This is a genomic window from Geodermatophilus sp. URMC 63 (genome assembly GCF_053502565.1).
In genome coordinates this window covers 283,905-307,313 of sequence record NZ_CP199956.1, presented here as the reverse complement: position 1 = coordinate 307,313, position 23,409 = coordinate 283,905, and the positions used below count along the sequence as shown (strand labels likewise).

The 23,409-nt window shown below is 68.1% G+C and carries 17 protein-coding genes, 1 tRNA gene and 5 pseudogenes; 12 read left to right on the top strand and 11 right to left on the bottom strand.

The window, feature by feature from the left end:
- Positions 1-36 precede the first annotated feature (36 nt).
- The 4 genes from ACWIZO_RS01445 to ACWIZO_RS01430 form a co-directional block, all read right to left on the bottom strand.
- Entirely contained in the window at positions 37-267 is a 231-nt protein-coding gene (locus ACWIZO_RS01445; RefSeq protein WP_448640779.1) for a hypothetical protein, read from the bottom strand.
- A gap of 278 nt (positions 268-545) precedes the next feature.
- Positions 546-617: transfer RNA gene (locus tag ACWIZO_RS01440), tRNA-Arg, on the bottom strand.
- Positions 618-936: 319 nt separating this feature from the next.
- A complete protein-coding gene (locus ACWIZO_RS01435; protein WP_448640778.1) occupies positions 937-2,031 on the bottom strand; it encodes a serine hydrolase domain-containing protein in 1,095 nt (364 codons plus the stop codon).
- A 160-nt stretch (positions 2,032-2,191) separates the two neighbouring features.
- Positions 2,192-2,962 (bottom strand): TIGR04222 domain-containing membrane protein, encoded by a 771-nt coding sequence (locus ACWIZO_RS01430; protein WP_448640777.1) that lies wholly within the window; start codon positions 2,960-2,962, stop codon positions 2,192-2,194.
- Positions 2,963-3,363: 401 nt separating this feature from the next.
- Between ACWIZO_RS01430 and ubiG the strand changes: the two genes are divergently transcribed.
- Positions 3,364-4,149, top strand: coding sequence for a bifunctional 2-polyprenyl-6-hydroxyphenol methylase/3-demethylubiquinol 3-O-methyltransferase UbiG (gene ubiG, locus ACWIZO_RS01425; protein WP_448640776.1), 786 nt, complete (start codon positions 3,364-3,366; stop codon positions 4,147-4,149).
- Between the two features lie 766 nt (positions 4,150-4,915).
- Here the strand turns inward: ubiG and ACWIZO_RS01420 are convergent.
- A complete protein-coding gene (locus ACWIZO_RS01420) occupies positions 4,916-5,251 on the bottom strand; it encodes a histone-like nucleoid-structuring protein Lsr2 (RefSeq protein WP_448640775.1) in 336 nt (111 codons plus the stop codon).
- Positions 5,252-6,572: 1,321 nt separating this feature from the next.
- On the opposite strand from ACWIZO_RS01420, the pseudogene ACWIZO_RS01415 reads away from it, so the two are divergent.
- The 4 genes and pseudogenes from ACWIZO_RS01415 (at position 6,573) to ACWIZO_RS01400 (ending at position 11,001) form a co-directional block, all read left to right on the top strand.
- Positions 6,573-7,815, top strand: a pseudogene (locus ACWIZO_RS01415) (IS256 family transposase).
- 239 nt (positions 7,816-8,054) lie between these two features.
- Positions 8,055-10,382 (top strand): FxSxx-COOH system tetratricopeptide repeat protein, encoded by a 2,328-nt coding sequence (gene fxsT, locus ACWIZO_RS01410; RefSeq protein WP_448640774.1) that lies wholly within the window; start codon positions 8,055-8,057, stop codon positions 10,380-10,382.
- 105 nt (positions 10,383-10,487) lie between these two features.
- Entirely contained in the window at positions 10,488-10,622 is a 135-nt protein-coding gene (locus ACWIZO_RS01405; RefSeq protein ID WP_448643019.1) for a hypothetical protein, read from the top strand.
- Positions 10,618-11,001: a RipA family octameric membrane protein gene (locus ACWIZO_RS01400; protein ID WP_448642913.1), complete on the top strand. Its 384-nt coding sequence runs from the start codon at positions 10,618-10,620 to the stop codon at positions 10,999-11,001. The genes ACWIZO_RS01405 and ACWIZO_RS01400 overlap by 5 nt, the downstream gene beginning before the upstream one ends.
- Here ACWIZO_RS01400 and ACWIZO_RS01395 read toward each other — a convergent pair.
- Positions 10,998-11,480 (bottom strand): annotated as a pseudogene (locus ACWIZO_RS01395) (integrase core domain-containing protein); the annotation flags it as partial. The gene ACWIZO_RS01400 and the pseudogene ACWIZO_RS01395 overlap by 4 nt on opposite strands.
- A gap of 60 nt (positions 11,481-11,540) precedes the next feature.
- Between ACWIZO_RS01395 and ACWIZO_RS01390 the strand changes: the two are divergent.
- Entirely contained in the window at positions 11,541-11,837 is a 297-nt protein-coding gene (locus ACWIZO_RS01390; protein WP_448640773.1) for a transposase, read from the top strand.
- Here ACWIZO_RS01390 and ACWIZO_RS01385 read toward each other — a convergent pair.
- Positions 11,735-12,863 (bottom strand): annotated as a pseudogene (locus ACWIZO_RS01385) (IS30 family transposase). The gene ACWIZO_RS01390 and the pseudogene ACWIZO_RS01385 sit on opposite strands and share 103 nt — an antisense overlap.
- 103 nt (positions 12,864-12,966) lie before the next feature.
- Entirely contained in the window at positions 12,967-13,782 is an 816-nt protein-coding gene (locus ACWIZO_RS01380) for a transposase family protein (RefSeq protein WP_448638242.1), read from the bottom strand.
- Positions 13,783-14,249: 467 nt separating this feature from the next.
- On the opposite strand from ACWIZO_RS01380, the gene ACWIZO_RS01375 reads away from it, so the two are divergent.
- Positions 14,250-15,488: an IS110 family transposase gene (locus ACWIZO_RS01375; RefSeq protein WP_448640772.1), complete on the top strand. Its 1,239-nt coding sequence runs from the start codon at positions 14,250-14,252 to the stop codon at positions 15,486-15,488.
- Positions 15,489-15,522: 34 nt separating this feature from the next.
- Here ACWIZO_RS01375 and ACWIZO_RS01370 read toward each other — a convergent pair whose 3' ends face one another.
- A complete protein-coding gene (locus ACWIZO_RS01370; protein ID WP_448640771.1) occupies positions 15,523-15,672 on the bottom strand; it encodes a hypothetical protein in 150 nt (49 codons plus the stop codon).
- A gap of 660 nt (positions 15,673-16,332) precedes the next feature.
- Here ACWIZO_RS01370 and ACWIZO_RS01365 point away from each other — a divergent pair.
- Complete coding sequence (locus tag ACWIZO_RS01365) at positions 16,333-17,187, top strand: toll/interleukin-1 receptor domain-containing protein (protein ID WP_448640770.1); 855 nt, start codon at positions 16,333-16,335, stop codon at positions 17,185-17,187.
- 115 nt (positions 17,188-17,302) lie between these two features.
- A complete protein-coding gene (locus ACWIZO_RS01360) occupies positions 17,303-17,497 on the top strand; it encodes a hypothetical protein (RefSeq protein ID WP_448640769.1) in 195 nt (64 codons plus the stop codon).
- Between the two features lie 375 nt (positions 17,498-17,872).
- Here ACWIZO_RS01360 and ACWIZO_RS01355 read toward each other — a convergent pair whose 3' ends face one another.
- Positions 17,873-18,676, bottom strand: coding sequence for a transposase family protein (locus ACWIZO_RS01355; protein ID WP_448640768.1), 804 nt, complete (start codon positions 18,674-18,676; stop codon positions 17,873-17,875).
- 128 nt (positions 18,677-18,804) lie between these two features.
- Between ACWIZO_RS01355 and ACWIZO_RS01350 the strand changes: the two genes are divergently transcribed.
- Complete coding sequence (locus tag ACWIZO_RS01350) at positions 18,805-20,061, top strand: IS30 family transposase (protein ID WP_448640767.1); 1,257 nt, start codon at positions 18,805-18,807, stop codon at positions 20,059-20,061.
- A gap of 120 nt (positions 20,062-20,181) precedes the next feature.
- Positions 20,182-20,382 (top strand): annotated as a pseudogene (locus tag ACWIZO_RS01345) (hypothetical protein); the annotation flags it as partial.
- 89 nt (positions 20,383-20,471) lie between these two features.
- On the opposite strand, the pseudogene ACWIZO_RS01340 reads toward ACWIZO_RS01345, so the two are convergent.
- Positions 20,472-20,951, bottom strand: a pseudogene (locus ACWIZO_RS01340) (site-specific integrase); the annotation flags it as partial.
- A gap of 894 nt (positions 20,952-21,845) precedes the next feature.
- On the opposite strand from ACWIZO_RS01340, the gene ACWIZO_RS01335 reads away from it, so the two are divergent.
- The gene (locus ACWIZO_RS01335; RefSeq protein WP_448640766.1) at positions 21,846-23,360 is read left to right on the top strand and encodes a DUF4062 domain-containing protein; all 1,515 of its coding nucleotides are present in this window, start codon (positions 21,846-21,848) and stop codon (positions 23,358-23,360) included.
- Positions 23,361-23,409: the final 49 nt, after the last annotated feature.

Below are 23,409 nucleotides of genomic sequence, written 5' to 3'. Positions count from 1 at the left end.
GACGCGAGTTCCTCCAGGTCGGCAGTGGCTGCCGGCTCAGCTGCGTGTGCCCTCGACCTCGGAGCCGAGGGACGCTGCTGGCCGGACGTGGCTGGTGGCGCACCCACGCTGCAGTTCGGCGGTCAGGCCCGCGTCGTCGTCATCCGCTGCGGCCCGGTGAGGCGCACACCGGTCCACGGCAGCGACCAGGGCCAGCAGGAGGACCGCCACCGCGGTCACCGCCAGCCACAGCTGCAGCGCATCGGTCCAGTCGTTCCACAGCCACATCGCCGTCCTCCTCCGCCCGTGGGGAGGGAACGATCCGGGCAGGGGAGCCGGCGGGCCATGCACGGACGGCCCGCCTCACCCGAGGGAGCGAGGTCGGTGCCGTCCCCGCGGCGATGACGCTGGACCGGTACGGGCACCTGTTCGGCGACCGGCTGGACGAGGTGGCCGAGGCGATAGCGGCCGCGCGCGCCGCTGCTGTTGCCCGAGGCCGAGATCGTCGACCGAGGCGACGCCCAGCGGGACGGCGTCCCACCGCCCCGACCGGGCGTTCCACGAAGTGCCCCCGGCAGGATTCGAACCTGCGCACCCGCCTCCGGAGAGCGGGAGGACGAGGAATGACCGTCGTTGGCAGATGCCAATTGCTAGCTGTTCTCGCAGGTCAGCGGCCTGAGCGGCTCTTGACTGCCGATGGCCATCGATGGCGCTAGACGGACCTCGTGTTGCCCCAGTGTTGCCCGAGAGGGCAGACCCATGGCGCGACGCCAGTCGACTCATGATCGCTGTGCGACTGAACGCCGGGGGACGCAGCGGTCCGGCAATGCGACGCCGAGCCCGTGCCGTCGACGACGGGCCTACCCAGCCCGGATGTTGTCCGCACCGGTGCCTTGTGGGCACCGGCGCCCGCCACCGGCGCCGGTCCCCACGAGGCACCGGGTGCGCGTCCGCGGTTCAGGCCGTGAACCAATCGACTCGTAGCTCTTCGATCATCGCCTCGATGTCGGGGCCTGATCGAGGGTCTATGCCGTTGCAGGAGACGGTGACTGCTGTGCGGCGGTCGGCGGAGACGTCGAACGCCGTGGTGAACCCGGCCCAGAAACCGTTGTGCGTCAACGCGCCGTCTCGGGTGATGACGATGCCGGCCGCGTACCGGTCCCCGTCAGAGCCAGCCGCGGTGGTGGTGTTCAGCTGGGCGTCGAGGAGTTGGCCGCCGCCAAGGCGGCCGGTGCGGTAGTTGTCGGCCCAGCGCACCAGCTCCGTGGGTGTCGTCTGGATCGAGCCGTCGCCGACCTGCTCCCAGCGGGACCCGGCCGGCTCCCAGGCTCCGCTGGGAGGGGCGGTCTGGTAGCTGCGCGCCGAGGACTGGTCGGTGTTGTCGGGGCTGGCGCCATAGGGGTCGAGAACCATGTCCAAGGCCAGGGGCTCAAAGATCCGCGTGCGCACGAACTCCGCCAGGGGCAGCTGCGCCGCATGCTGAACGACCTCGGCCAGCAGGAGGTAGTTGGAGTTGGAGTACTCGAACCTCCCGCGGACCCGGTCGTCGAGGGACTGGATCCGGGCGACCACGGCGATCGCCTGCTCCTGGCTGGTCCGCTCGGTGAACTCGTGGCCGGCGGCCAGCCGGGAGGTGTAGTCCGGGATCGCGCTGGTGTGGTGCAGCAGCTGGTCGATGGTGGTCTCGTTCGACCATGCAGGCAGGTCCGGCATCCAGCGGGACAGCGGATCATCCAGGCTCAGGCGGCCCTCCTGAACGAGTAGCAGCACCGCGGTGGCGGTGAACTGCTTGGACACCGAGGCGATGTCGAACGTCGTGGACGGTGTCAAGGACCGTCCCGTCGCCAGGTCAGCTGTTCCGCGGGCGGCGGCCCACACGACCTCTCCTTCGACGCCCACCGCCGCCGAACAGCCCGGCTCGTCCGGGGACAGCGTGCGCTCGAGCAGGTCCTCACTGCGCACGACACGACTGGCCAGATCACTAGGCAGGTCATCCGCACCGGTGGCGACCGGAGGAGGGGATCCGGCCGTGGGCGTGCAGGCAGCGAGCACCGTGACCAGGACGAGGGCGCCGAGAAGCGCACGACCACGCTGCCGACATCCGCCGCTCATGGCTGCCCGGACTCGGCGAGGACGGCACCTCGCCGGGCGGGCGGCCCGCAGCATCCCCACAGCACTCCTTACGGCGGTGGATCGGCCAGTGTTGACCGGTTCAGCAGCCGCCGTCCCCACCGCCGCCGCCGCAGTCGAAGCCCCCACCGCCGCTGAACGCACCACCGGCGAGATACGCCGCATCGCCGTGGCGGTAGCCTCCGGCGGGGAGCGCCGCGGGCGTGCCCCACCGCAGCCGCCGCGCCAAGGTGAGGTGCGGAGGGTCGAACAGGACGACGTACAGGCCACGGTCATGCATCGCGGCCGGGCCGGACAGGGCGACCCGCAGCGCATCGGTCGGGGCGGCGTCGAGCTGGCGGCGCTGCTGCCGCAGCACGCGCCGACCGGCGCCGCTCAGGCACACCGCCGTCCACCACCGGCGCCGCAGCGACTCGGGAGCGGCCCTGCGGACGAGCAACCCCTCCTCCTTCAGGCACTGACCGATGCCGGTGAGACGCACGTCGTCGCGCAGCCGCCAGCACACCGCGCCCAACAGGCGGTGCCCGCGGGATCCCACGGCGTCCACCACCGCCGCCTCCAAGTCCGAGCACGGGCGGCGCTGCAGGAGGATGAGCTCCCCGGTCGTGCGGTTGGCCCGCAAGACACCGGCCTCGATCAGGGCGATCACGGCGACCTCTGCGGCCCGGCGCGGCCCGGCGGCGAGGTAGGCCAGCTCGTACACATCCAAAGGGCGCGTTCCGGTCATGTCCGTCGTCCCTGGGTCGAGGAGCGGATGGAGCCACGCGGGTGGAGGAACCATGTCATGCGCTGCCCGTGGTCGAAAGACGACGTTCGCAGGCGTGACCTCCCGCGTCGTGGCGTCGACGACCACCTTTTGAACGCGGACGACGCTTTAGGCGTGCATCGCCCACAGAACTCTGCTGCATGAATCGCCGTGGCCGCGTTCTTTGTGGTGCTGGCGACCGCCTGCTGCCGGCGGTCGCCCAGGCCAGCGATCGGAGCCCGGCAATGCACCCGTTCCCGCCGGCGCTCGCTGGCCTCATGCCGGTCGGCGCGCTCCTTCGGTTGCAAGCCCGGAGGCTGGTGCGCCGACCCCTGCAGACCCCTGGTGACGTGACCGTGACGCGCCAGTGACGCCTCACGCGTACAGATGACGCCCGTGGACGGAAGCCGGTCGCACCGGCCCTTCCTCTCGACACCCACGGCGCGTGCACGGAGGTGCCAGACGTCGACATCGTCTAGCGCGGCACTCGGTGCACGACAGGAGCTGCGATGACCATCGACAACGACATCTATAACCGGCACGCGGACCGATGGTGGGACGAGAACGACCCGCTGAACATGCTGCACGGCAGCGTCACGCCGGCACGCCTGCGCTACTTCATCGCCGTCTTGGCGAAGCTCGAACGTGACCCCACGGGACTGCGTGTTCTGGACATCGGCTGCGGCGGTGGCTTCCTCGCCGAGGAGTTCGCCCGTCTGGGCTGCCGGGTCGTGGGCGTCGACCCCTCGGCTCCGTCGCTGGAAACCGCCCGCCGCCACGCCGCCGACCGCCGATGGGACATCGAGTACCGCGTCGGCGCCGGAGAGGACCTCCCGGTGCAGGACGCGGAGTTTGACCTCGCCTACTGCTGCGACGTCCTCGAGCACGTCAACGACCTCGATCAGGTGATCAGTGAGACCGCTCGCGCCTTGAAGCCGGGTGGGCTTTACCTGTTCGACACGGTCAACCGCACACCAGTCAGCAAGCTACTGGGAATCAAGGTCATGCAGGACTGGCGCGCGACCCGCATCCTCGACACGCCCCTGCATACGTGGGACATGTTCATCAAGCCCAGAGAACTCGCCGCCACGCTGACACGCCATGGACTGCGCTTGCACGAGACGGTCGGACTGGGGCCACGGGCCAAGAACCCGGTCGGCGTGGTCCTCAACTTCAGGCGAGCCGCACGGGGACGGATCTCCTACGGGGAGCTGAGCCGACGACTCGACTTCGGGCAGACGAGGACTCGGTGGGTCTCCTACATGGGCCACGCGACCCGGGATGGGAAGACGTAACGGCAAGACGCCCTACCCGCCCATCCCGCCGGGCTGTCCCTGATGGGCCGTTGAGGGAGACGCACGGACACAGGGCATCCGCGGCCTTGATGGGGAGCACTTAGCGTCATCCCCGACATGATTCGAAACGCCTCGCTGACCTGTGCGGACTTCTGGGACTCCGGCGCTGAACTGCGCGAATAGCGTCGGCGGTAGTTGATCACCATCGGCCAGAAACGGACCTCTTGCGGACTCTGTGCGGACTGGAGGCCGGGTCGGGCGGCGGCCATCCCCGAGGCCATCAAAAGCAGAGGCATGCCGGCCGCCGGCCATGAGACCCTGAGCACCGCGGTGCGCGTCGACTCGCTGGACACGTCCCGCCGTCCTTCGCGGCGGCGGGCGACCGCTCCCCGGCCATTAGCGTGCCGGCTGCCGCGGGTCGCCGGAAGGGCGCTGTCGCGTCCCTACGGGATGGGCCTGCGGCCCACCCTTCCCCCAACCCGCGGCAGCCGGATGGGGCCGGTTACGGGGAGCCGACAGGAATGTGACTCGAGTGGCCCGGACGTCATGTGGCCGGGCAGCATCGCCTCCCGGCATCCTCCGCTCGGACGGGACCACGCCTCGCGTCGGTGGCCTGTGGCGACGGCACAGAGAGGGGGCACCAGGTCACTTGAGCTGACGTCGACACGGGGCTGCGGGTAACCACCTTCAGCCCTCTGAAAGGTCGCCTGCTCCTGAGAAAGGCGTCAGATGGTGAGCAAGCACTCAGAGGCGGCTCGCCCCACCATCAGTTGCCGGCGGCCCGGAATTGCTCGATCACCTCGCTCTTTATGCGACCGCGCGGAGAGACGTCGATGCCCTGGCTCTTGGCCCATGCTCGGACGGCCGCGGGGTCGATCGAGTCGGTGGTCGTGTGACGAACAGCAATCCGGTCCTTGCTCGTCGAGCCGGACTTGCGACCCGCCGAGACGTACTTGGACAGAGCGTCGCGGAATTCGGCGGCGTTGTCGTCCGAGAGGTCGATCTCATAGCTCTTACCGTCTAGGGCGAAACTGACGGTGGTGTCGGCGGGGCTCTCGCCGTCCAGGTCGTCGATGAGGACGACGGAAGTCTTGGTAGCCATAAGCCGCGATCATCCGCGTATCCGCTGATCAGTCAAGGCCATAAATCCGTCGTGCGACCTGTATCACTCCATGCGGTGAGGAAAGTGCTCAGGGTGGCGACGACTATACGCATCGTCCTCACAGCTCACGCTGTGAATAGGAGAGACCACTCGGAAATCTCCCGCTGCCTCCTCCGGGAGGCCTCCGTGATGAACTAGGCCCTTGACATAAACCTGTCCGCGAGATGCCAGTGGCTCGATGCGCACATCCACGCCCACCTCCTACTAGGTGCGTGACTACACCGCCTGGGCAAATCACCATGGCGATGCTGGTCCACGCCTATCTATCCGCCGCTCGCGCCACCGCGGAAAAAGGGGGTCTGCAGCCGGAACCGAGCAACTCATCGCGCTGACCGTGCCCCAGCTCCGACGCCTGCTCAACACGCTCATCCGCAGACCGCGACCCGATCTGGACCATGCCGCGGACTGGTCCTGGTGGCGCCGACGACGCCAGGCCCAGGCCCGCGCCGCCCACTACCGCGCCCGCGGACAGGCCCCGCCGTAACTGCCGCTGCAGTACTAAGGAGGTCGAGCGTGCGTTCGGGCAGAGCAGGAGGTCGTCGCAGCCCTGGAACAGGCGATCCGCGGCTCCGGCCTCAAGCCCGATTTAGACGGTATTCATGACCGCGCTCGCGACATCTCGGCCGCGAGCGAATCGATCGAAGGTCGTTAGAGGCAGAGGATCTCAAGACCGCCGCACTAGGCCGCTATGCGAGCCCTCCCAGCGGGCGATTCGCCGACTAACCTGTATCTTTACCGTTTCGCCATGCGACCGGCACTACCCGCAGGAGGCCCCTGGAGACCCCATTGTGCCGCTGCATGTTGCACGGATGTTGCACGCGAGAGCTATGCTACGGATGCTTCCCGGCCGGCGGGGGAGCTCTTGATGACAGTGCGGCGCCGGTCTGTTCCCAATTCTGTACCGCGCGGCGGGCAGGGGACACGAGCATCCGGTCAGGCACCAAACCGGCGTGCTCCAAACAGGCGCCGCGCGCCCCGGCCTGCTACACGCCTTCCGCAGCCACTGGCCGCTCCAGGTCGACCGGGCCGCCGGCCGCCTTGGCATGGCGGATCGAGCAGAAGTTGACGCGGCCGCACCGGCCATGTCTGGCGCTCATCCACGTGTTGCTCAGCCGGTCACAGGACGCGCGTCAGAGCCTCAGGAGTGTCGTCCACCAGGGTGGTGTGCGACGGCCCTGTGAGCAGCGGGCCGAGGGACGTCAAGGCGGCCACCGCGTGATCTTCTGAATGACCTCTCACAGTCCTTCAGGAGTTCGACGCGATGCCCGCTCCGAGCAGTATCGATCCTGCCCAGTTAATTCACGAGCAACTGGCCCAGGCCAACCCCGATCGGCTGTGTCAGATGCTGACCACGTTCATCCACACGCTTATGTCCGCTGAGGCCGACGCGGTCTGCGGCGCCGTCTTCGGCGAGCGCAGCGAGGCGCGCACCAACGTCCGCAACGGCTACCGGCCTCGGGAGTTCGATACCCGCGCCGGCACCCTTGACGTGGCGATTCCCGAGCTGTGGGCCGGGCCTACTTGCCCGACTGGCTGCTCGAGCGCCGCCGCCGGGCCGAGCGGGCGCTGACCACCGTGGTGGCGACCTGCTACCTGCTCGGGGTGAGCACCCGGCGGATGGAGCGCCTGGCCGAGTCGCTGGGGATTACCCGGCTGAGCAAGTCGCAGGTCAGCGAGATGGCGAAGGACTTCGACGAGCAGGTCGCGGCCTTCCGCACCGACCGCTGGATGCCGGGCCGTACACATTCGTCGCCGCTGACGCTCTGGTGCTCAAGGTCCGCAAGGGCGGCCGGGTGGTCAACGTGCATGCCCTGGTCGCCCCCGGCGTCAACGACGACGGGCACCGGGAGATCCTCGGGCTGCAGGTCACTTCCGCCGAGGACGGCGCCGGCTGGCTCGGGTTCTTCCGCGACCTGACCGCCCGCGGCCTCACCGGGGTCCAGCTGGTGACCAGCGACGCGCATCGCGGGCTGGTCGAGACGATCGGCGCCGCCCTGCGGGGTGCGGCCTGGCAGCGCTGCCGCACCCACTACGCGGCCAACCTGATGCCGGTCTGCCCGAAGAAGGCCTGGACCTGGGTGCGGGCGCTGTTGCACTCGGTCTACGAACAGCCCGACGCCGCCTCCGTGCACGCCAGGTTCGACCACGTGCTGGCCGCGCTGGCCGACAAGCTGCCGCGGGTGGCCGAGCACCTCGAGCAGGCGCGGGCCGAGGTGCTGGCCTTCACGGCCTTCCCGAAGGAGGTGTGGCGGCAAATCTGGAGCAACAACCCCAGCGAGCGGCCCAACCGGGAAATCCGCCGGCGCACCGACTTGGTCGGCATCTTTCCCGACCGCGACGCCCTCATCCGCCTGATCGGAGCGGTGCTGGCCGAGCAGCACGACGAATGGACCGAATGCCGCCGCTACCTGGATCTCGACGTCCTCGCCCGCTGCCGGTTGCGGCCGGTCGAGGACACCGACGAGACCACTGAGGAGGTGACCATTCGGGTGCTCAGCGCCTGACCGACCAGAACGATCCCGCGGTAGCCGCCAAACACCCCGCCCGGGACTTGACCTATAGCTGATGAAGAGGTCCTTCGCCGTGCCCTCGCTGACCGCGTCCCCCCAGAACACCGGGCGTCCACCCTAGCCAGCGGATCGGCACCGGGCGTGGTGATCGGATGCGCCTGCGGACACCGTGCGGCGGGCGTGGGCGACGCGACGTAACGACTGCGATGCTGTACGCCGTGTCGAGGCGGCGGATGGTGTTCCTGAGCCACACCTCGGAGTTGCGCCGCCTGCCGACCGACCGTTCCTTCATCCGGGCGGCCGAGCAGGCGGTGTTACGAGCCGGGGACGTGGTTGCCGACATGGACTACTTCACCGCCCAGGAGAAGAGCCCGGCGCAGGTGTCCCGGGAGGCCGTGCGCGCCACCGATGTTTACGTCGCGATCGTCGGCTTCCGCTACGGCACGCCGGTCCGGGACATGCCCGAGGTCTGCTACACCGAGCTGGAGTTTGAGGAGGCCAGTGCGGCGGGGATGCCCCGGCTGGTGTTCCTGCTCGATGCGAAGACGCCTGGCGATGCGGAGCTGTTCTTTGAACCCAAGTATCCCGAGCGACAGGCGGCCTTCCGGGCCCGGCTGCTGGAGAGTGGGCTGACTACGGCGACGGTCACCAGCCCGCCGGAGCTGAGCGAGAAGCTCTATCAGGCGTTAATGCAGGTGCAGTCGTCTCACAGCAGCGGTGCGGCCGGTCGGGTTTGGAACGTGCCGGCCCGTAACGGCGCCTTCACCGGCCGCGAGGAGCTGCTGACCGACCTGCGGGAGGCTCTGCGCGTAAGGGGCTCCGGTGGGGTCCAGGCGCTGCACGGCGCGGGCGGGGTCGGCAAGACCACGCTGGCGGTGGAGTACGCCCATCGCTTCAGTGGGGACTACGACACCGTCTGGTGGGTGTCAGCTGAGGATCCGGCGTTGATCGCCGAGCGGCTGACCGAGCTCGCCCGCGGCCTCGGCCTGGCCGCCGCCACCGACCCGGTCCCGATGGCGCTGGCGCGTCTGCTCGGCGACCTGCGGCAGCGGGAGCGCTGGCTGTTGATTTTCGACAATGCCGAGGACCCCACCGCGCTGGCCCCGTTCCTTCCTGGTGGCGCCGGCCACATGCTGATCACCTCCCGAAACCCAGGCTGGCAGGCGCTGGCCCAACCGCAGTCGATCGAGGCATTCCACCGCGGCGAGTCGGTGAGCTTTCTGCGCTCTCAGGCGCCCGAGCTGACACCGGACCTGATCGAGCGGATCGCCAACGCCCTCGATGATCTGCCCTTGGCCCTGGCCCAGGCGGCGGCCTTCATGAACCAGACCGGCACCGGGGGTGAGGACTACCTGTGCTTGCTGGCCGAGCGCGCCAATGAGGTGCTCGCCCGCGGCCTCCCGCCCGGCTATCCGATGCCGCTGGCGACGTCGCTCACCCTGGCCTTTGACCGGCTCGCCGCCGACACTCCCGCCGGACTCCAGCTGCTCACCCTGGTCGCTCAGCTGGCGCCCGAGCCGATTCCGTTGACCCTTTTCACCGCCCACGCTGACCTGCTGCCCAAGCCGCTGGCCCAGGCCGCGGCCGATCCGCTTGGTATGGCCGATCTAATCGGGTTGCTGCGCCGTAGCGCATTAATTCGTCTGGGCCCCGACAGCATCCAGGTGATCCACCGGCTGGTGACCACGCTACTTGGCTCTCGCCCCGGCGCCGACCCTGAACTGCCCAAGCCGCGATACGCAGCCGCCCAATTGCTCGTCGTAGCGCTTTCAGGCGAGGTGTGGAACAACCCGGCCGTCTGGCCAGCCTGGCGGCAACTTCTGCCCCACGTATTGGCCCTCACCGGCGCCACCCGGCCAATGGAAGGCATCGAGGACGACGCTTGGTGGCTGCTCGTCAGCGCCGCGAGCTATCTGCAGACCCGCGGCGAACCCCGCACCGCCCGCCCTCTGTTCGAGCGCGCCTACCAGCTCAAGAGACAACGCCACGGGCCCGACCACCCCGACACCCTGGCTTCGGCGAACAACCTCGCCAACGACCTGCGCGCCCTCGGGGAGTACGCCGCCGCCCGGGACCTAAACCAGGACACCCTCAAGCGGAAACGGCAGGTGCACGGCGACAATCACCCCGACACCTTGACCTCGGCGAACAGCCTCGGTGGCGACCTGCGCGCCCTCGGGGAGTACGCCGCCGCCCGGGACCTGGACCGAGACACCTTTGAGCGGTGCCGGCGGGTGCTCGGCGACGACCACCCCGACACCTTGACCTCGGCGAACAACCTCGCCCTCGACCTGGCCGCGCTGGGTGAGCATGCCGCCGCCCGGGACATGCACCAGGATACCTATGAACGTTACCGGCGCGTGCTTGGCGACAATCACCCCTACACCCTGATCTCGGCGAATAACCTCGCCCTTGACCTGCGCAATCTCGGGGAGTACGCCGCCGCCCAGGACCTGAACCAGAACACCCTTGAGCGGTATCGGCGGGTGCTCGGCGACAATCACCCCCCACACCTTGACCTCGGCGAACAACCTCGCCATCGACCTCCGCGCGTTGGGTAATTACGCCGCGGCCGACGAGCTACAGAGATGGATCGATGCGCACGGATCCTCGGACTCCTTGAGGCCATCAGGACAGGAGAGTAGCGAGGGATCGACGGAGACGACGTGACTGACCCCGACGGCAAGGACCTTTGGAACGCGGCCATCTCAGCCGACAGCTACAATGAGCCCGCCGACAAGTACCGGGCGGCCATCCTCGAGCAATACAAGACGTACGTGGAAATGGCCCGACCGAATTAGCGCCCGGCGCGCGCTGACCAACACTTTCTTCCTGACTCTCAACACCGCCGTGTTCACGCTCATCGGTGTCTTCCTGCAGATCCAGCAGCAGGCGGCCACCGGGCTGCTGGTTTTCCCGGTAATCGCACTGCTCGGCGAGTGCGGCGCCTGGTTTTATTTGCTCCGCTCCTATCGGCAACTTAACACGGCAAAGTACCAGGTGATCGGACAGCTAGAGGAACGACTTCCCGCTTCGCCGTACTGGCGCGCGGAATGGACGGCACTCGGCGAGGGCAAGGACCGCACGAAGTACTGGCCGCTCAGCCACATCGAAAAGTGGATCCCAGTCTTATTCGCCGCCACCTACCTGGTCGGCTTCATCATCGTCATGCTTGTCTAGCTGTACTGCCCAAAGAGGTTGGTCAGCGCGTGATTGGGGGTCGGTTCCCGATCGCGGTGTGGGGCCGGTGATGGTTGTACTCGTGAAGCCGGGCCGGCAAGGCTTCGCGGCGGGCTGACTCGCTGAGGAAAATCCGGGCGAAGGCCCAGCCGTCGGCCAGTGTGCGGTGAGAGCGCTCGATCTTGCAGTTGGTCCGCGGCCGGTAGGGCCGGGTCCGCTGGGCCTGATGCACAGCTCGAGGCTGGCGTCCCGCACGGCGCGGGAGCGTAGGCCGACCCGTCGTCAGAAAGCACCCGCTGCACGGTGACGCCCCGGGCGGCGAACCAGGCCACCGCTCGACGCAGCACCCTGACGGCGGTGGCAGCGGTCTCGTCGTCGTGAATCTCGGCGTAGGCGACCCGGCTGTGGTCGTCGAGCACGGTGTGCACGAACGCGGTACCGAGCTTGGGGTTGCGGTGGGCGTTGTGTCCCGTACCGGGTCTGATGGAGGCTCTCATTCCCCAGAACGGCGTGACCCGGCCACCCGGTCGGGGGCGTTTATGCGGATCGGTGAGAAGTTGGGTATCAATTCCGAGACGCTGCGCAACTGGGTCATCCAGGCCGAGATCGACGAGGGCCACCGGCCGGGCAAGACAACCGGTGACGCCGCTCGGCTGGCCGAGCTCGAACGTGAGGTCCGCGAGCTGCGCCGGGCAAATGCCATCTTGAAGAGCGCGGCGGTGAAGTCAACCGGTCAGCGCAACAGTGCGGCGGGCCTATCGGCGGGAGTGTCGAAGTCGAGGGTCTTACGGGGCCGGGAGTTCAGCTTCGCGGCAATGGCGTCCAGATCGTTCTGAGTCAAGTGCGCCATGCTTTGTCCCTTGGGCAGGTATTGGCGCAGCAGCCGATTGGTGCTCTCGTTCGTGCCGCGCTGCCAGGGGCTGCGGGGATCGGCGAAGTAGACGGCCAGGCCGGTAGTGACCGTGACGGTCCTGTCGGTCGGCCAGCTCCATGCCGCGGTCCCAGGTGAGTGACTTGCGGACCTGCTCGGGCAGCCGGGTCATCTCCCGGGCCAGGCCGGCGCTCACCGTGGTCATGTCCCGGCCGTCAAGGGCAACCAGCACCGTGAAGCGGGTCGCCCGCTCGACCACGGTCGCCACCTGGCTCCAGTGCCGGCCCAGCAGCAGGTCGCCTTCCCAGTGCCCGGGGATGGCCCGGTCGGCGACCTCGGCGGGGCGCTCGCGGATCGACACCGCGTCCTTGATCTGGGAGCGCCACTGGCCAGTCACGGTGTGGTGGATGTTGCGGCGGGTCGGACGCCCGCTGCGCAGGTGTTTCTGCAGCTCTTTGGCCAGCACGCCGCGGGACTGCACGAACAGCGACTTGTAGATCGTCTCGTGCGACACCCGGACTCCGGTCCCGATCGGGGCGTCTCTGGCAAGCACACCGGCGATCTGCTCGGGCGACCAGTCCTCGCCGAGTCTGGCAGCGACGTAGGCCCGCAGCGCCGGATTGCGCGCCGGCAGGCAGGCCTTGGGCCGGCGGGCCCGCCGCCAGGCCCGGTCATCGGCATCCACCGCCCGGTACGTGCGCCGGCCGCGGTTACCGGCGATCTCCCGGCTGACCGTTGAGGCAGCCCGGCCGAGCGTGCGGGCGATCTGGCGCACCGACTCCTTCCGGGCCAGCCCGCGGGAGATCTCCTCGCGCTCGACCAACGTCAACGCATCCGACCGGCGCTTACGCGGCGCCGGAACGTAGCCCCCGGTTTGTTTGATCACCGTGAAGATGGAGCCGGGCGGATAGCCGATGGCCCTCGAGATCTCGCTGAACGACTTTCCTGCAGCCCACATCCCCCATAACTGCGCGCGAGACTCGTCGCTCATGCCCGGCCGGCCCAGCTTCGCCACCGCACACCTCCATGATCGAGAAGGTGTTGCGCTGACCGGTTGAGTCCACCTCGGCTTTCTTCGCGTCAATGAGGTTTTCTCACCTGGTTCCGCGGTCGAGTGAGATGAGCACCAATGCGGCGGCGACAATGGCGCCGATGCGGTGCGGGCTGACGGTGACCCGGTCGAGGGCGCGCCAGCGGCCGAGCAGGGCATGGCCTCGTTCGGCGGGTGCGCGTAGTGCGGTGATCAGCCGGTTGTAGCAGCGGTTGTCGGTGTGCAGCGGCCCGTCGGGGTGGTGCTTGATCGGGACGTGCACTCCGATGCCGGCACCGGTGTAGCCCTTGTCGGCCAGCACCGGCAGCCCGCGGGCGGCGTGCGGGTACAGCGCCGGCAGGACCAGCTCGCGGGCGGCGGTCAGATCATGGGTCGAGCCGGGCCGGACGTCAGAGACCCACAGCGGAAAGCCACCGGGGTCGCAGAGGACCTGCACGCTGCCGCCGAAGGCGTGGTGCTTGCCGGAGTACCACAGGTGATGGCCACGCTCGGCGCGGGCGGCCACCCGGTCGGTCGGGATCAGCGTGCCGTCCAGGCAGAGGAAGGGCAGCCCGACAGTTCGGGCCTCGGCGAGCACGGCCTGGAGGTCGGGCGAGTGTCCGGCGATCACGTCGAGGCCTTCGTGCAGGTAGCGGTAGGCGGTGGCGACGCTCAGGCCCGCGTCACCGGCGAGGGTGCGCACGTCTAGGCGGTGGCGCAGCCAGCGCAGCACGAGGGCGACGTGGGTGTGCACCGTGCCGGCCCGCTGCGCCGGTCGAGTTCCGGGGCGGCGACGGTGGCGGGCGATCCACCCGGTGACGGCCTGGAGGATCGGCGCGGACACGTCCAAGTGGGCATGGCGGCTGGCACGATGAGACACAGCGGGCTCCCGGGGAAGAGGAGAACCTTTGGCGAGACGATCTTCGCCCCGAGAGTCCGCGCCCTCTTCCTGAGACCCGGCCGCCACGAGCGACGACACAAGTCAAGCCGTCAAAGCTGGTGAGAAAACCTCAATGCCAGCATGAGAGGCGCCCGGCGGGGTTCGCTCGTTTCTTCGCTGCCCCGGCTGCGGCCGGTGGCTTGTCCAGCGATGTGCGGCCCCGCCGGGTTTCCGCCCGGTGGCCGCGTGGCTTGATAGGAGTGGTTGTGGCCGTGGCCCACCCTGCCGGATGAGAATCGGTGGGCCGTCGCCTCGGTCAGACGCCGTGATTGCTTGGTGCCGCGAACCCGCATAGGAGTGTGGCGTGGAGGCTTGAGGCACCCTGTCCTGCTGCTGCGAGCGCGAACCTCAGACTCTTCGATGGCAGGCCTCCCCGGGGCGACGTGCCCGTCGGGGAGGAGGCCGGCATGGACGTTTTGGTGGAGCGCTGCGCGGGGTTGGACGTGCACCGGGACACGGTGGTGGCCACGGTCCGGGTGCCCGCCCGCGGCAGGCGGGGGCAGGAGCAAGCCACCCGCACGTTCGCGACCACGACGGCGGGGATCTGCGCGCTGGGTGACTGGCTGGCCGAGCACCGCATCAGCCGGGCCGGGATGGAATCGACCGGGGTGTACTGGAAACCGGTCTACTACCTGCTCGAAGACCAGCTCGAGGTGTGGCTGATCAACGCCGAACATCTGCACCACGTCCCCGGCCGCAAGACCGACGTGGCCGACTCGGCGTGGATCGCGCAGATGATCGAGCACGGGCTGGTGCGCCCCAGCTTCGTCCCACCCCCGCCGATCCGGGAACTGCGGGACCTGACCCGGCACCGGCGCACGCTGGTCGAGGAGCGCACCCGGGTCATCCAGCGGCTGGAGAAGGTGTGCCAGGACGCCGGGATCAAGCTGACCAGTGTCGCCTCGGGACTGCTGACCAAGTCCGGGCGGGCGATGCTGGAGGCGCTGGTGGCTGGCCAGTCCGATCCGGCCGTGCTGGCCGAGCTGGCCCGCGGCCGGCTGCGGGCCAAGATCCCCGCCCTGCAGCAGGCGCTGGCCGGGCGGTTCCGGACCGGGCACCACGGGCTGCTGGCCGCCCAGATGCTGGCCCACATCGACTTCCTCGACGCTGCGATCGCCGACCTCGACGCCCTCCTGGCCACCGCCGCGGAGCCCTTTCGTCCCATCCTCGGGCGGCTGACCACGATCCCCGGCGTCTCCGAGCGCACCGCGCTCATGCTGCTGGCCGAGTGCGGAGCCGACATGAGCGTCTTTCCCACCGCCGCGCACCTGGCCAGCTGGGCCGGCATCTGCCCGGGCAACAACAGCTCCGGCGGCCGGCCCAGATCCGGGCGCACTCGGCATGGCTCGGTCGCCCTGCGCACCGCGCTGACCGAGGCCGCACACGCCGCCGCCCGCACCAAGGGCACCTATCTAGCTGCCCACCACGCCCACATCCGCAGCCGCCGCGGCGTGGCCAAGGCGATCGGGGCCACCCGCCACGACCTGCTCATCGCCTACTGGCACGTCGTCCACGACGGCGTGGACTACGCCGAGCTGGGACCGGACTGGGCCCACCGCCGACGCTCACCCGAACACCGCATCCGCAAGCTCGTCCACGAACTGGAGAAACTCGGACAGACCGTCACCCTCGGACCCGCCGCCTGACACCGGCCCGACATCCCAGCAGCGGTTCCGGCATTCACACCTCAGCTTCAACGCTCTGGCCGAGGCCTTCAACTCGCTGCTCAAGGACGAACTGGTCCGCAGCCTCGGCCCCTGGAAGAGCATCGACGACCTCGAGATCGCCGTGGCCGGGTAAATCGACTGGTTCAACCACCGACGTCTGCACAGCGAAATCGAACTGGTCCCACCGGCCCGAGCACGAGGACAACTTTCACCGGCACAACTCCGCGGCGACTACCGTCGCCCCGTCAGTTCCGAGCCTCCGCTGAACTCGGTACCGCTCGGCCGCGTCACACACCGCCTCCCCCAGGCGCGTCCTGACGATCGCGGCGTGGACGTGACGGCGCCGTGACGCTTGGGGCCCATCATCTCCGCCAGCAAGTGCTGGAACTGAGGCGCGGAAGGCTCGTGGCCGCCGGTGGGGCCATGTGCTAACTGGGTGATGAATACAACCGTCGTCCACGATCCAGGCGGCGCAATAAGGGGTAGTGACTCTATCCACGCGGGGGTAGGCTCCCGCTGCTGCCATGACCGAGAGGTTGGTGAACCGATGAAGCAGCCTGGTCACACCAGGGCAATAGTTGTGCTTATTGCCCTGGCATCCCCTCTGATTGCTGCTCCTAGCTGTGGTGGCGCGGCCAGCCGGGTGGTAGAGCACGGCACCACCGTGATTCACAACGGGGACGGTGTTCTTCGAGACCACCCTGGGACAGGCTTAGGTGGCGCTGGCGTGGGGGCTGGTGGATATTGCGAAGCATCAGACAATTGCAACGGATAACAGTGATGCAGTAGGTGATGCTTCACGCGTGCCCCTATCTCCAGAGCGATGAGCAACTCCTCAGCGGCGGGCAAAGACGTATTCATCAGCTATCGGCGAGCGGAAAAGGACCAGGCGGGGAGGCTGCATGCAACTCTTTCTGCTCGCTGTCACGACTGGACCATATTCTTCGACACTGAAGCCGTGGAACCGGGAGTAAACTTTGTAAAGCAGATCGAGGACTTTATAGCCGGCGTCAACCGTCCCATCGATCGCGGAATCCTCGTCCTTGCGGTGATTGGGGGCAAGTGGAACCCCGTCGACCGTGCGTCCGGACGGACGCGTCTGAAGAACGAGCGAGATTATGTTCGGCATGAACTAGAAACTGCCCTCAGTCGCAACATACCGATAATGCCAGTTCTGCTCGAGGATACGGGGATGCCCGCCCCAGATGAACTTCCTGAAACGCTCGCCGAGCTCCATCTTCAACCCGCGGTACGGCTGCGACACGAAGATTACCCAAGCGACATCAAGAAGGTCATCACTGGGGCAGAGCTGATCCTGAGCGGGCAACTAGGGCAATCGGCTAGAGTGCAGATCAAGCATAGCGACCGGCGCACTCGGGCCTTAATGATATCTCTCCGCCATGACCAGTACCTGGTTCATTATCGAACTCTGCACACGGGTGCCCACTTCTTGTCAGTGGATGGCCACAGGCTTACCGGATCCGAAGTGGAGGTTCGGAGCTCTGGTCAGCGACTTTTGCACCGCAGTGTGTGGTATAGATTCCAGCTCATAGATGGAAATCGACTCACCTCCGTGCAGATAGGCGTCAGGTATATGACCGAGTTGTTGATAATCCGCGCATTCGAAGTGAAAGTCAACGAGCGAAATGTATACTCAGAGGGAATCATTGTCCCCTGACTGCACTATTGAGTATGCATGTCGGTAGGTGAGGACTTGCATAGCGCAACGGCCGCCAACACAGCGGTCAGAGGGGCCATCGCGTGATGGTCGGTGAAACCAGGCTACCCGGGGGGTGGCCAAGGCGATCGCGGCCACCCGCCACGAACTGCTCATCGCGTACTGGCACGTCGTCCACGACGGCGTCGACTACGCCAACGTAGGACCGGACTGGGCCCACCGCCGACGCTCGCGCGAGCACCGCATCCGCAAAGTCCTCCACGAACTGGAGAAGCTCGGACAGACCGTCACCCTCGGACCCGCCGCCTGACACCGGCCCGGTATCCCAGCAGCGGTTCCGGGATTCAAACCTCAGCTCACCGTCCCAACCTAAGCACCGGCAACCACGGCGACAGCCGTGGCTGTTCCCTAGCACCCGGGCGGGTCGGCACGTGCACCCGCAAACCCTCATGGATCGACTCCGCAGCCTCAGAATCAGCCTCCTGGGCGCTCGGAACGCCGCCCTCCGCGGACTCGTCGCCGAGGTACCTGCTCCGCTCATGGCCGAGATGCTCGGCTAGAGCTATCAAGAGATGGATCGGCACGCCGCGGCGGCGACCCAGTACGCCAGGTATGTCGCCCTCACCCATCCAGAGAGCGGCGCTGCCGGCCAAGTGACGTAGCGGCCGCCGACACTGAGGTTTTCTCACTTGCTTCCGCAGTCAAGTGAGGTCAGGACAAGTGCAGCAGCGGCGATGACGCTGATGCGTTGCGGGCAGACGGTGACGCGGTCTAGGGCGCGCGAGCGGCCGAGCAGGGCGTTGCCGCGTTCGGTCGGTGCGCGCAGCGCGGTGAGCAGCTGGTTGTAGCAGCGGTTGTCGGTGTGCAGCGGGCCCTCGGGCTGGCGGCGGGTCGGAACGTGGATGCCGACACCGGCGCCGGTATAGCCCTTGTCGGCCAGCCCCGGCAGTCCACGGGCAGCGTGCGGGTACAGCGCGGGCAACACTAGTTCGCGGGCGGCGGTCAGGTCGTGGGTCGAGCCGGGACAGACGGCGGAGACCCACAGCGGAAAGCCGGTCGGGTCGAAGATGACCTGCACGTTGCCGCCGAAGGCGTGGTGCTTGCCGGAGTACCAGAGGTGATGTCCTCGGTCGGCGCGGGCGGCGACCCGGTCGGTCGCGATGAGCGTGCCGTCCAGGCTCACGTAGGGCAGCCCGGCGGCGTGCGCGCGGTCCAGGACGTCGTGCAGTTCGGGTAGGCGCGCGGCGATCACGTCGAGTGCTTCGTGCAGATAGCGGTAGGCGGTGGCGATGCTCAGGCCGGAGTCGCCGGCGAGCGTGCGCAGATCCAGGCGGTGGCGCAGCCAGCGCAGGGCGAGGGCGACCTGGGCGTGCACCGTGCCGGCCCGCTGCGCGGGACGGGTTCCGGGCCGCCGGCGGTGCCGGGCGATCCAGCTGGTCACCGCCTTCAACACCGCGGCGGACACGTCCAGGCTGGCACGATGAGGCACAGCGGGCTCCCGGGGAAGTGGAGATCGGCCTTTGGCGAGACGATCTTCACCCCGAGAGCCCGCGCCCTTTTCTACAACCGTGAGTTCTAGGAGTCGTCGCAACACCTCGGTGGGAGGAGGTGCTGTCGATGGGCGTGACCGGGGCTGTTCCACTGCCGATGGAGCTGCGTCGGCGGTTCTGGCGGCTGATCGTCGCCGGGTCCTCGACCGAAGCGGCGACCGCGGCGGTCGACATCGACCGCAGAACCGGGATGCGCTGGTTCATTGAGGCTGGCGGCATGCCGCCGATGACCGTGGCCGAGCCGACTGGCCGCTCTCTGTCGTTGGGGGAGCGGGAGGAGATCTCGCTGCACCGAGCGGCCGGTCTGGGCGTTCGGGAGATCGCCCGACGACTGGGCCGAAGTCCCTCGACGATCAGCCGGGAACTGGCCCGTGGCTGCCTCAACCGCAGGCCGCGGGGTCGCTATCGGGCCTCCCTGGCCCAGGCCCGCGCCGATGCCCGGGCCCGCCGGCCCAAGCCGGCCAAGCTGGTCGTGCATCCGCGGTTACGCGATTGGGTGGCCGACAAGCTCGAGCGGCTGCAGTGGAGTCCTGAGCAGATCGCCCGCCGGCTGCGGGTGGAGTTCTCCGACGATGAGTCCATGCGGATCAGCCACGAGGCGATCTACCAGTCGATCTATGTGCAGGGCCGGGGTGCGCTGCGCCGCAAGCTGGCCGTCTGCCTACGCACCGGCCGGGCACTGCGCAAACCCCACCGCCGCGCCGATGGCCGCCGTGAACGGATCAAGAACAAGCTGATGATCAGCCAGCGGCCGCCGGAGGTGGAGGACCGGGCGGTGCCCGGGCACTGGGAGGGCGACCTCGTCATCGGCAAGAACGGCAAGACCGCGGTCGGCACGCTGGTCGAGCGCTCCACCCGCTTCCTCCTGCTGCTGCACCTACCCGACGGGTTCGACGCCGAAGCCGTCCGCGACGCCATCACCGACAAGATCACCACTCTGCCGGCCGTCCTGCGCCGCTCGCTGACCTGGGACCAGGGCCTTGAGATGCGCCGGCACGCCGAGATCACCATCGCCGCCGACCTGCCGGTCTACTTCTGCGATCCGCACTCGCCCTGGCAGCGCGGCAGCAACGAGAACACCAACGGCCTGCTGCGCCAGTACCTACCCAAGAGCACCGACCTCTCGCAGCACACCGCCAACGACCTCGACACGATCGCCGACAAGCTCAACGGTCAACCTCGCAAGACCTTGGAATTCCGCACACCCGCCGAGAGCTCGACCGGCTACTCTGCGCCGATCAATCAGCCGGTGTTGCGACGACCAGCTGAATCCACCAACCCCGGCTGCGACCAGCAGCAACGCCGATCAGGCCACCAAAGCTAGTGAGAAAACCTCATTGGTTCGAGTCCAATCGGGGGAGCACAAACCTGCCGGCCAGGCGCGGGGTCGGGTGTCCCGGCCAGGACCACTGGCCGGGCGCCTTCGGCGCCGCATTCGAAGAGAGTGGCCGGCTACCTGAGGTGCCTGGGGTCCCCCAGATACCCGAGGTACCTGGCTAGCGTTCCGCCTCAAAATCGTTGTGGTGCTCCCCATCGCAGCGCTGAAGGGAGGCCCCACTTGACCGCCAACAGGATTACCGCCGTCCTCAACTCCAAGGGCGGGACGACGAAGACGACCACGGCCGTGAATCTCGCGACCGCCGCTGCGATGGACGGGATGCGCGTCCGGCTCATCGACCTCGACGACCGAGGGTCGGCGACCAAGTGGCAGTCGCGCAGCTGCTTGGTAGAGCGGTGGCCGGTCTGTTCCATGATCGCGGCCTCACTGGCGCCGCCGTCGGCGGCCGAGGTGACCAAGCCGGCGCGCAGCGAGTGCCCACCGAAGTCGGCGGGGTCCAGGCCGATGTGTTCGGCGCTGGCCTTCACGATCAACGCGACGCTGCGGTCGGTGAGGCGCTTCCCGAGGGTGGCTTGGCCGTGGATGCGCCGGAACAACGCCCCTGATAGGCCGTCGTTGATCTGCCGCCACGCGCGGAACGCGCGCACCGGACACGACGACGGGTGCGAGCCGTAGGGGATGCCGATGGTGCGTCCGGTGCCCTCCTGGTCGGTCTTGGATCGACGGATGCGCACCACCAGGCCGTCGTTGGTCTCGGTCACGTCGGTGACGTCGAGGCCGACGAGCTCGGAGCGGCGGAAGCCCCCGGCGAAGCCGATGGTGAGCAGCGCGCGCTCCCGGGCGCCGCGGGCGTCGTCGCCGAGGTCGGCCACCATGCGCCGCACGTCACGGCCCCACGCCGGAGCCTTGCGCGTGACGGACTCGTCGGCCTTGTCCCGCGCGATGCCCTTCATGCGGGTGCGAACCGCGACGTCGGCCGTGGGGGAGGGGTGCCCGTAGCCCTGGTGGACCACGCTGGTCGCAGCCAGGCGCCGGCGCAGCGTGGAGACCTTGAAGGTGCGGGAGGCGTCGGTCAGATAGAGCGCGACGGTCGAGGGTGCTGCGGGCAGCGGGTCGAGGTCGACGCTGGCGCACCACTCGGTGAAGTGCGTCCAGTCGCCCTGGTAGCTCTTCCACGTGCGGCGAGCCCGCGCCGCTTCGTCGAGGCGTTAGCCTTCGGTCGCGAGTGCGGCCAGCACGACGGCCGCCGGCGCGTCCTCGAGCACCGCGGGAACGGTGCTCGTGTCCGCGAGGTCAGTGAGTGGCTCGATGCTCACAGCTGGTCCAGCTCTCGGCGGTCACGTTCGAGCCCCACGATCACCGGGTGCTCGGCGCCCCAGGGTTCGATCGCGGCGATTGCCATGGGCTCGTCGACGCCGGTGACGTGCTCGCAGGCCAGACACGGCCCCAGTGCCGCGGGCTCGATCTCCCGCGCGACGGCGGTGTGCTCGTCACAGGTGCTCAGCAGCCGCCGGTGGCGAGCAGCGCAGGTGAGGGTCAGCAGTGTCGTGGCCGGAGCACCACACGGCGGCTGCTCAAGGCTGTCGGCGATGCACGTCGAGAACCGCTTCGCGGTCTCGCTCAGCGGTGTTCTGTCACGTTCCCACTGCCTGGCCTCCTACTACCGATAACCACCCCATATCGGAAGAAGTCTGGCCGGGGGGTGTGACAACGGCGCGGCGCTCGAAGCAATGACCGGAACCGCCGCGAGCGCGTGGTAAGTCTCGGAGGTGATCGACAAGCGCTTCCAGGTCTTCGTCAGCTCCACCTACACCGACCTGATTGAGGAGCGCCAGCAGGTGACCGAGCAACTGCTTAGGCTGCGCTGCATCCCGGCCGGCATGGAACTCTTCACCGCGAGCGGGCTGCCTCCGTGGGACGTCATCAAGTCCGCCCTCGACACCACCGACTACATGATCCTTCTCCTCGCGGGGCGCTACGGCTCAAGCGTGGGCGGCGACGGTCGTAGCTACACCGAGCGCGAGTACGACTATGCGCTGGAGCTGGGCATCCCGGTCCTACCGTTCCTGCATGCGGAGCCGTCCAGGCTGCCCGCCAACCAGTACGACACCGGCAAGAAGGGAAAGCAGCGCGACGCCTTCTGGACGAAGGTGCGCGACAGCGAGCGCCACACCGTGCAGTTCTGGACCAACGCCGCGGACCTGGCCCAGAAGGTTCTTGCGTCCATCCCCGAGGCGATGCGCATGCAGCCGCGACCCGGATGGGTCCGCGGTGCTACCGAGTCCGATCAGGAGGGTGATAGACGCCCGGCCGTAGTGCTCAGGGGCACATCGACGTCAGACGACCTGCGCGAAGCACTTGCCGCGCCCGCCGGCGCTGCACGAGTCGAGCGCGCAATCAGTGACGCGGTTTGGGCGGTCAAAGCCATCCCCTTCGTCCAAGGTCGAGGAGAGTTCGACGGCATGCCGGACCTTCAGGCGGAGTACCAGCGGAGACTGGCCGCGTTGGAGGACGCGGCTCGTCGACTTGTGCAGCTCGTTGCTGCTGCTGCGCGCTGGGGATCACCTGACCTCGACCGGCACCTGCTGGAGCTGATCACTGAGCTGAACCAGGCGCCTCGCGCGAGCGGCTACACGAAGCTCATTGACCTCATGCGTGCGCCCGCGGTGCTTGTGTTCACAGCGGCCGGTTTGGGGGCATGCGCTGGGAGGCGCGACGAGCTGCTGGCGCTGCTGCTTTCAGATGCGCTGGAAGTCGACGATCCATCCCGTGAGGACGACGGCCCAGCGGTCACCCTGCTGACCTCCGACCTGATGTATTCGGATGGCTGGTCGGCTCAGCGACTGCGGCAGTACCTCGAGGGCGCACTGAACGACGACGCATGGCAGGAGTCGTTTGACCGTGCGTGGGAGCGCTGGCAGTACCTCGTCGGTGTTGCTAGCACCTACTTCAGGCAGGTGCACTATAAGGCTTGGGGCGAGCGGTATCCGTACCTGCGGATTGAGAGTGCTGGCCCTGGTGGTCAGCGTAGAACGACGGTGGGAAAGGCGATCCGCAGAGAGGTGCGGAACGCCGGCGATGAACACCCGTTGTTGAGCAAGGGCTTGTGCGGTGGCGGCGCTGACTTGTTTGAAGATGTAGCCCAGATGTTCGACAACCGGTATGGGGAGTGGGGCGACATTCAAGACTCGAGTGCGCTCTCCGGTGGAGCTGGCTGGCTTCCCAGTGGACCGCACTACCCAGGCTCGCGTGAAGAGTCGGAGCGAGGTCGGACGCGCCCGTAGGGAACGTCCTTCATCTACGGGTGCTCTGTCCTCGCCAACTGCTGGCGGC

Excerpts from the sequence above, each read along its gene's own strand:
- ACWIZO_RS01445 (WP_448640779.1), bottom strand. The coding sequence starts at position 267 with ATGTGGCTGTGGAACGACTGGACCGATGCGCTGCAGCTGTGGCTGGCG.
- ubiG (WP_448640776.1), top strand. The coding sequence starts at position 3,364 with ATGACCATCGACAACGACATCTATAACCGGCACGCGGACCGATGGTGG.
- ACWIZO_RS01420 (WP_448640775.1), bottom strand. The coding sequence starts at position 5,251 with ATGGCTACCAAGACTTCCGTCGTCCTCATCGACGACCTGGACGGCGAG.
- fxsT (WP_448640774.1), top strand. The coding sequence starts at position 8,055 with ATGGTGTTCCTGAGCCACACCTCGGAGTTGCGCCGCCTGCCGACCGAC.
- ACWIZO_RS01390 (WP_448640773.1), top strand. The coding sequence starts at position 11,541 with ATGCGGATCGGTGAGAAGTTGGGTATCAATTCCGAGACGCTGCGCAAC.
- ACWIZO_RS01375 (WP_448640772.1), top strand. The coding sequence starts at position 14,250 with ATGGACGTTTTGGTGGAGCGCTGCGCGGGGTTGGACGTGCACCGGGAC.
- ACWIZO_RS01365 (WP_448640770.1), top strand. The coding sequence starts at position 16,333 with ATGAGCAACTCCTCAGCGGCGGGCAAAGACGTATTCATCAGCTATCGG.
- ACWIZO_RS01350 (WP_448640767.1), top strand. The coding sequence starts at position 18,805 with ATGGGCGTGACCGGGGCTGTTCCACTGCCGATGGAGCTGCGTCGGCGG.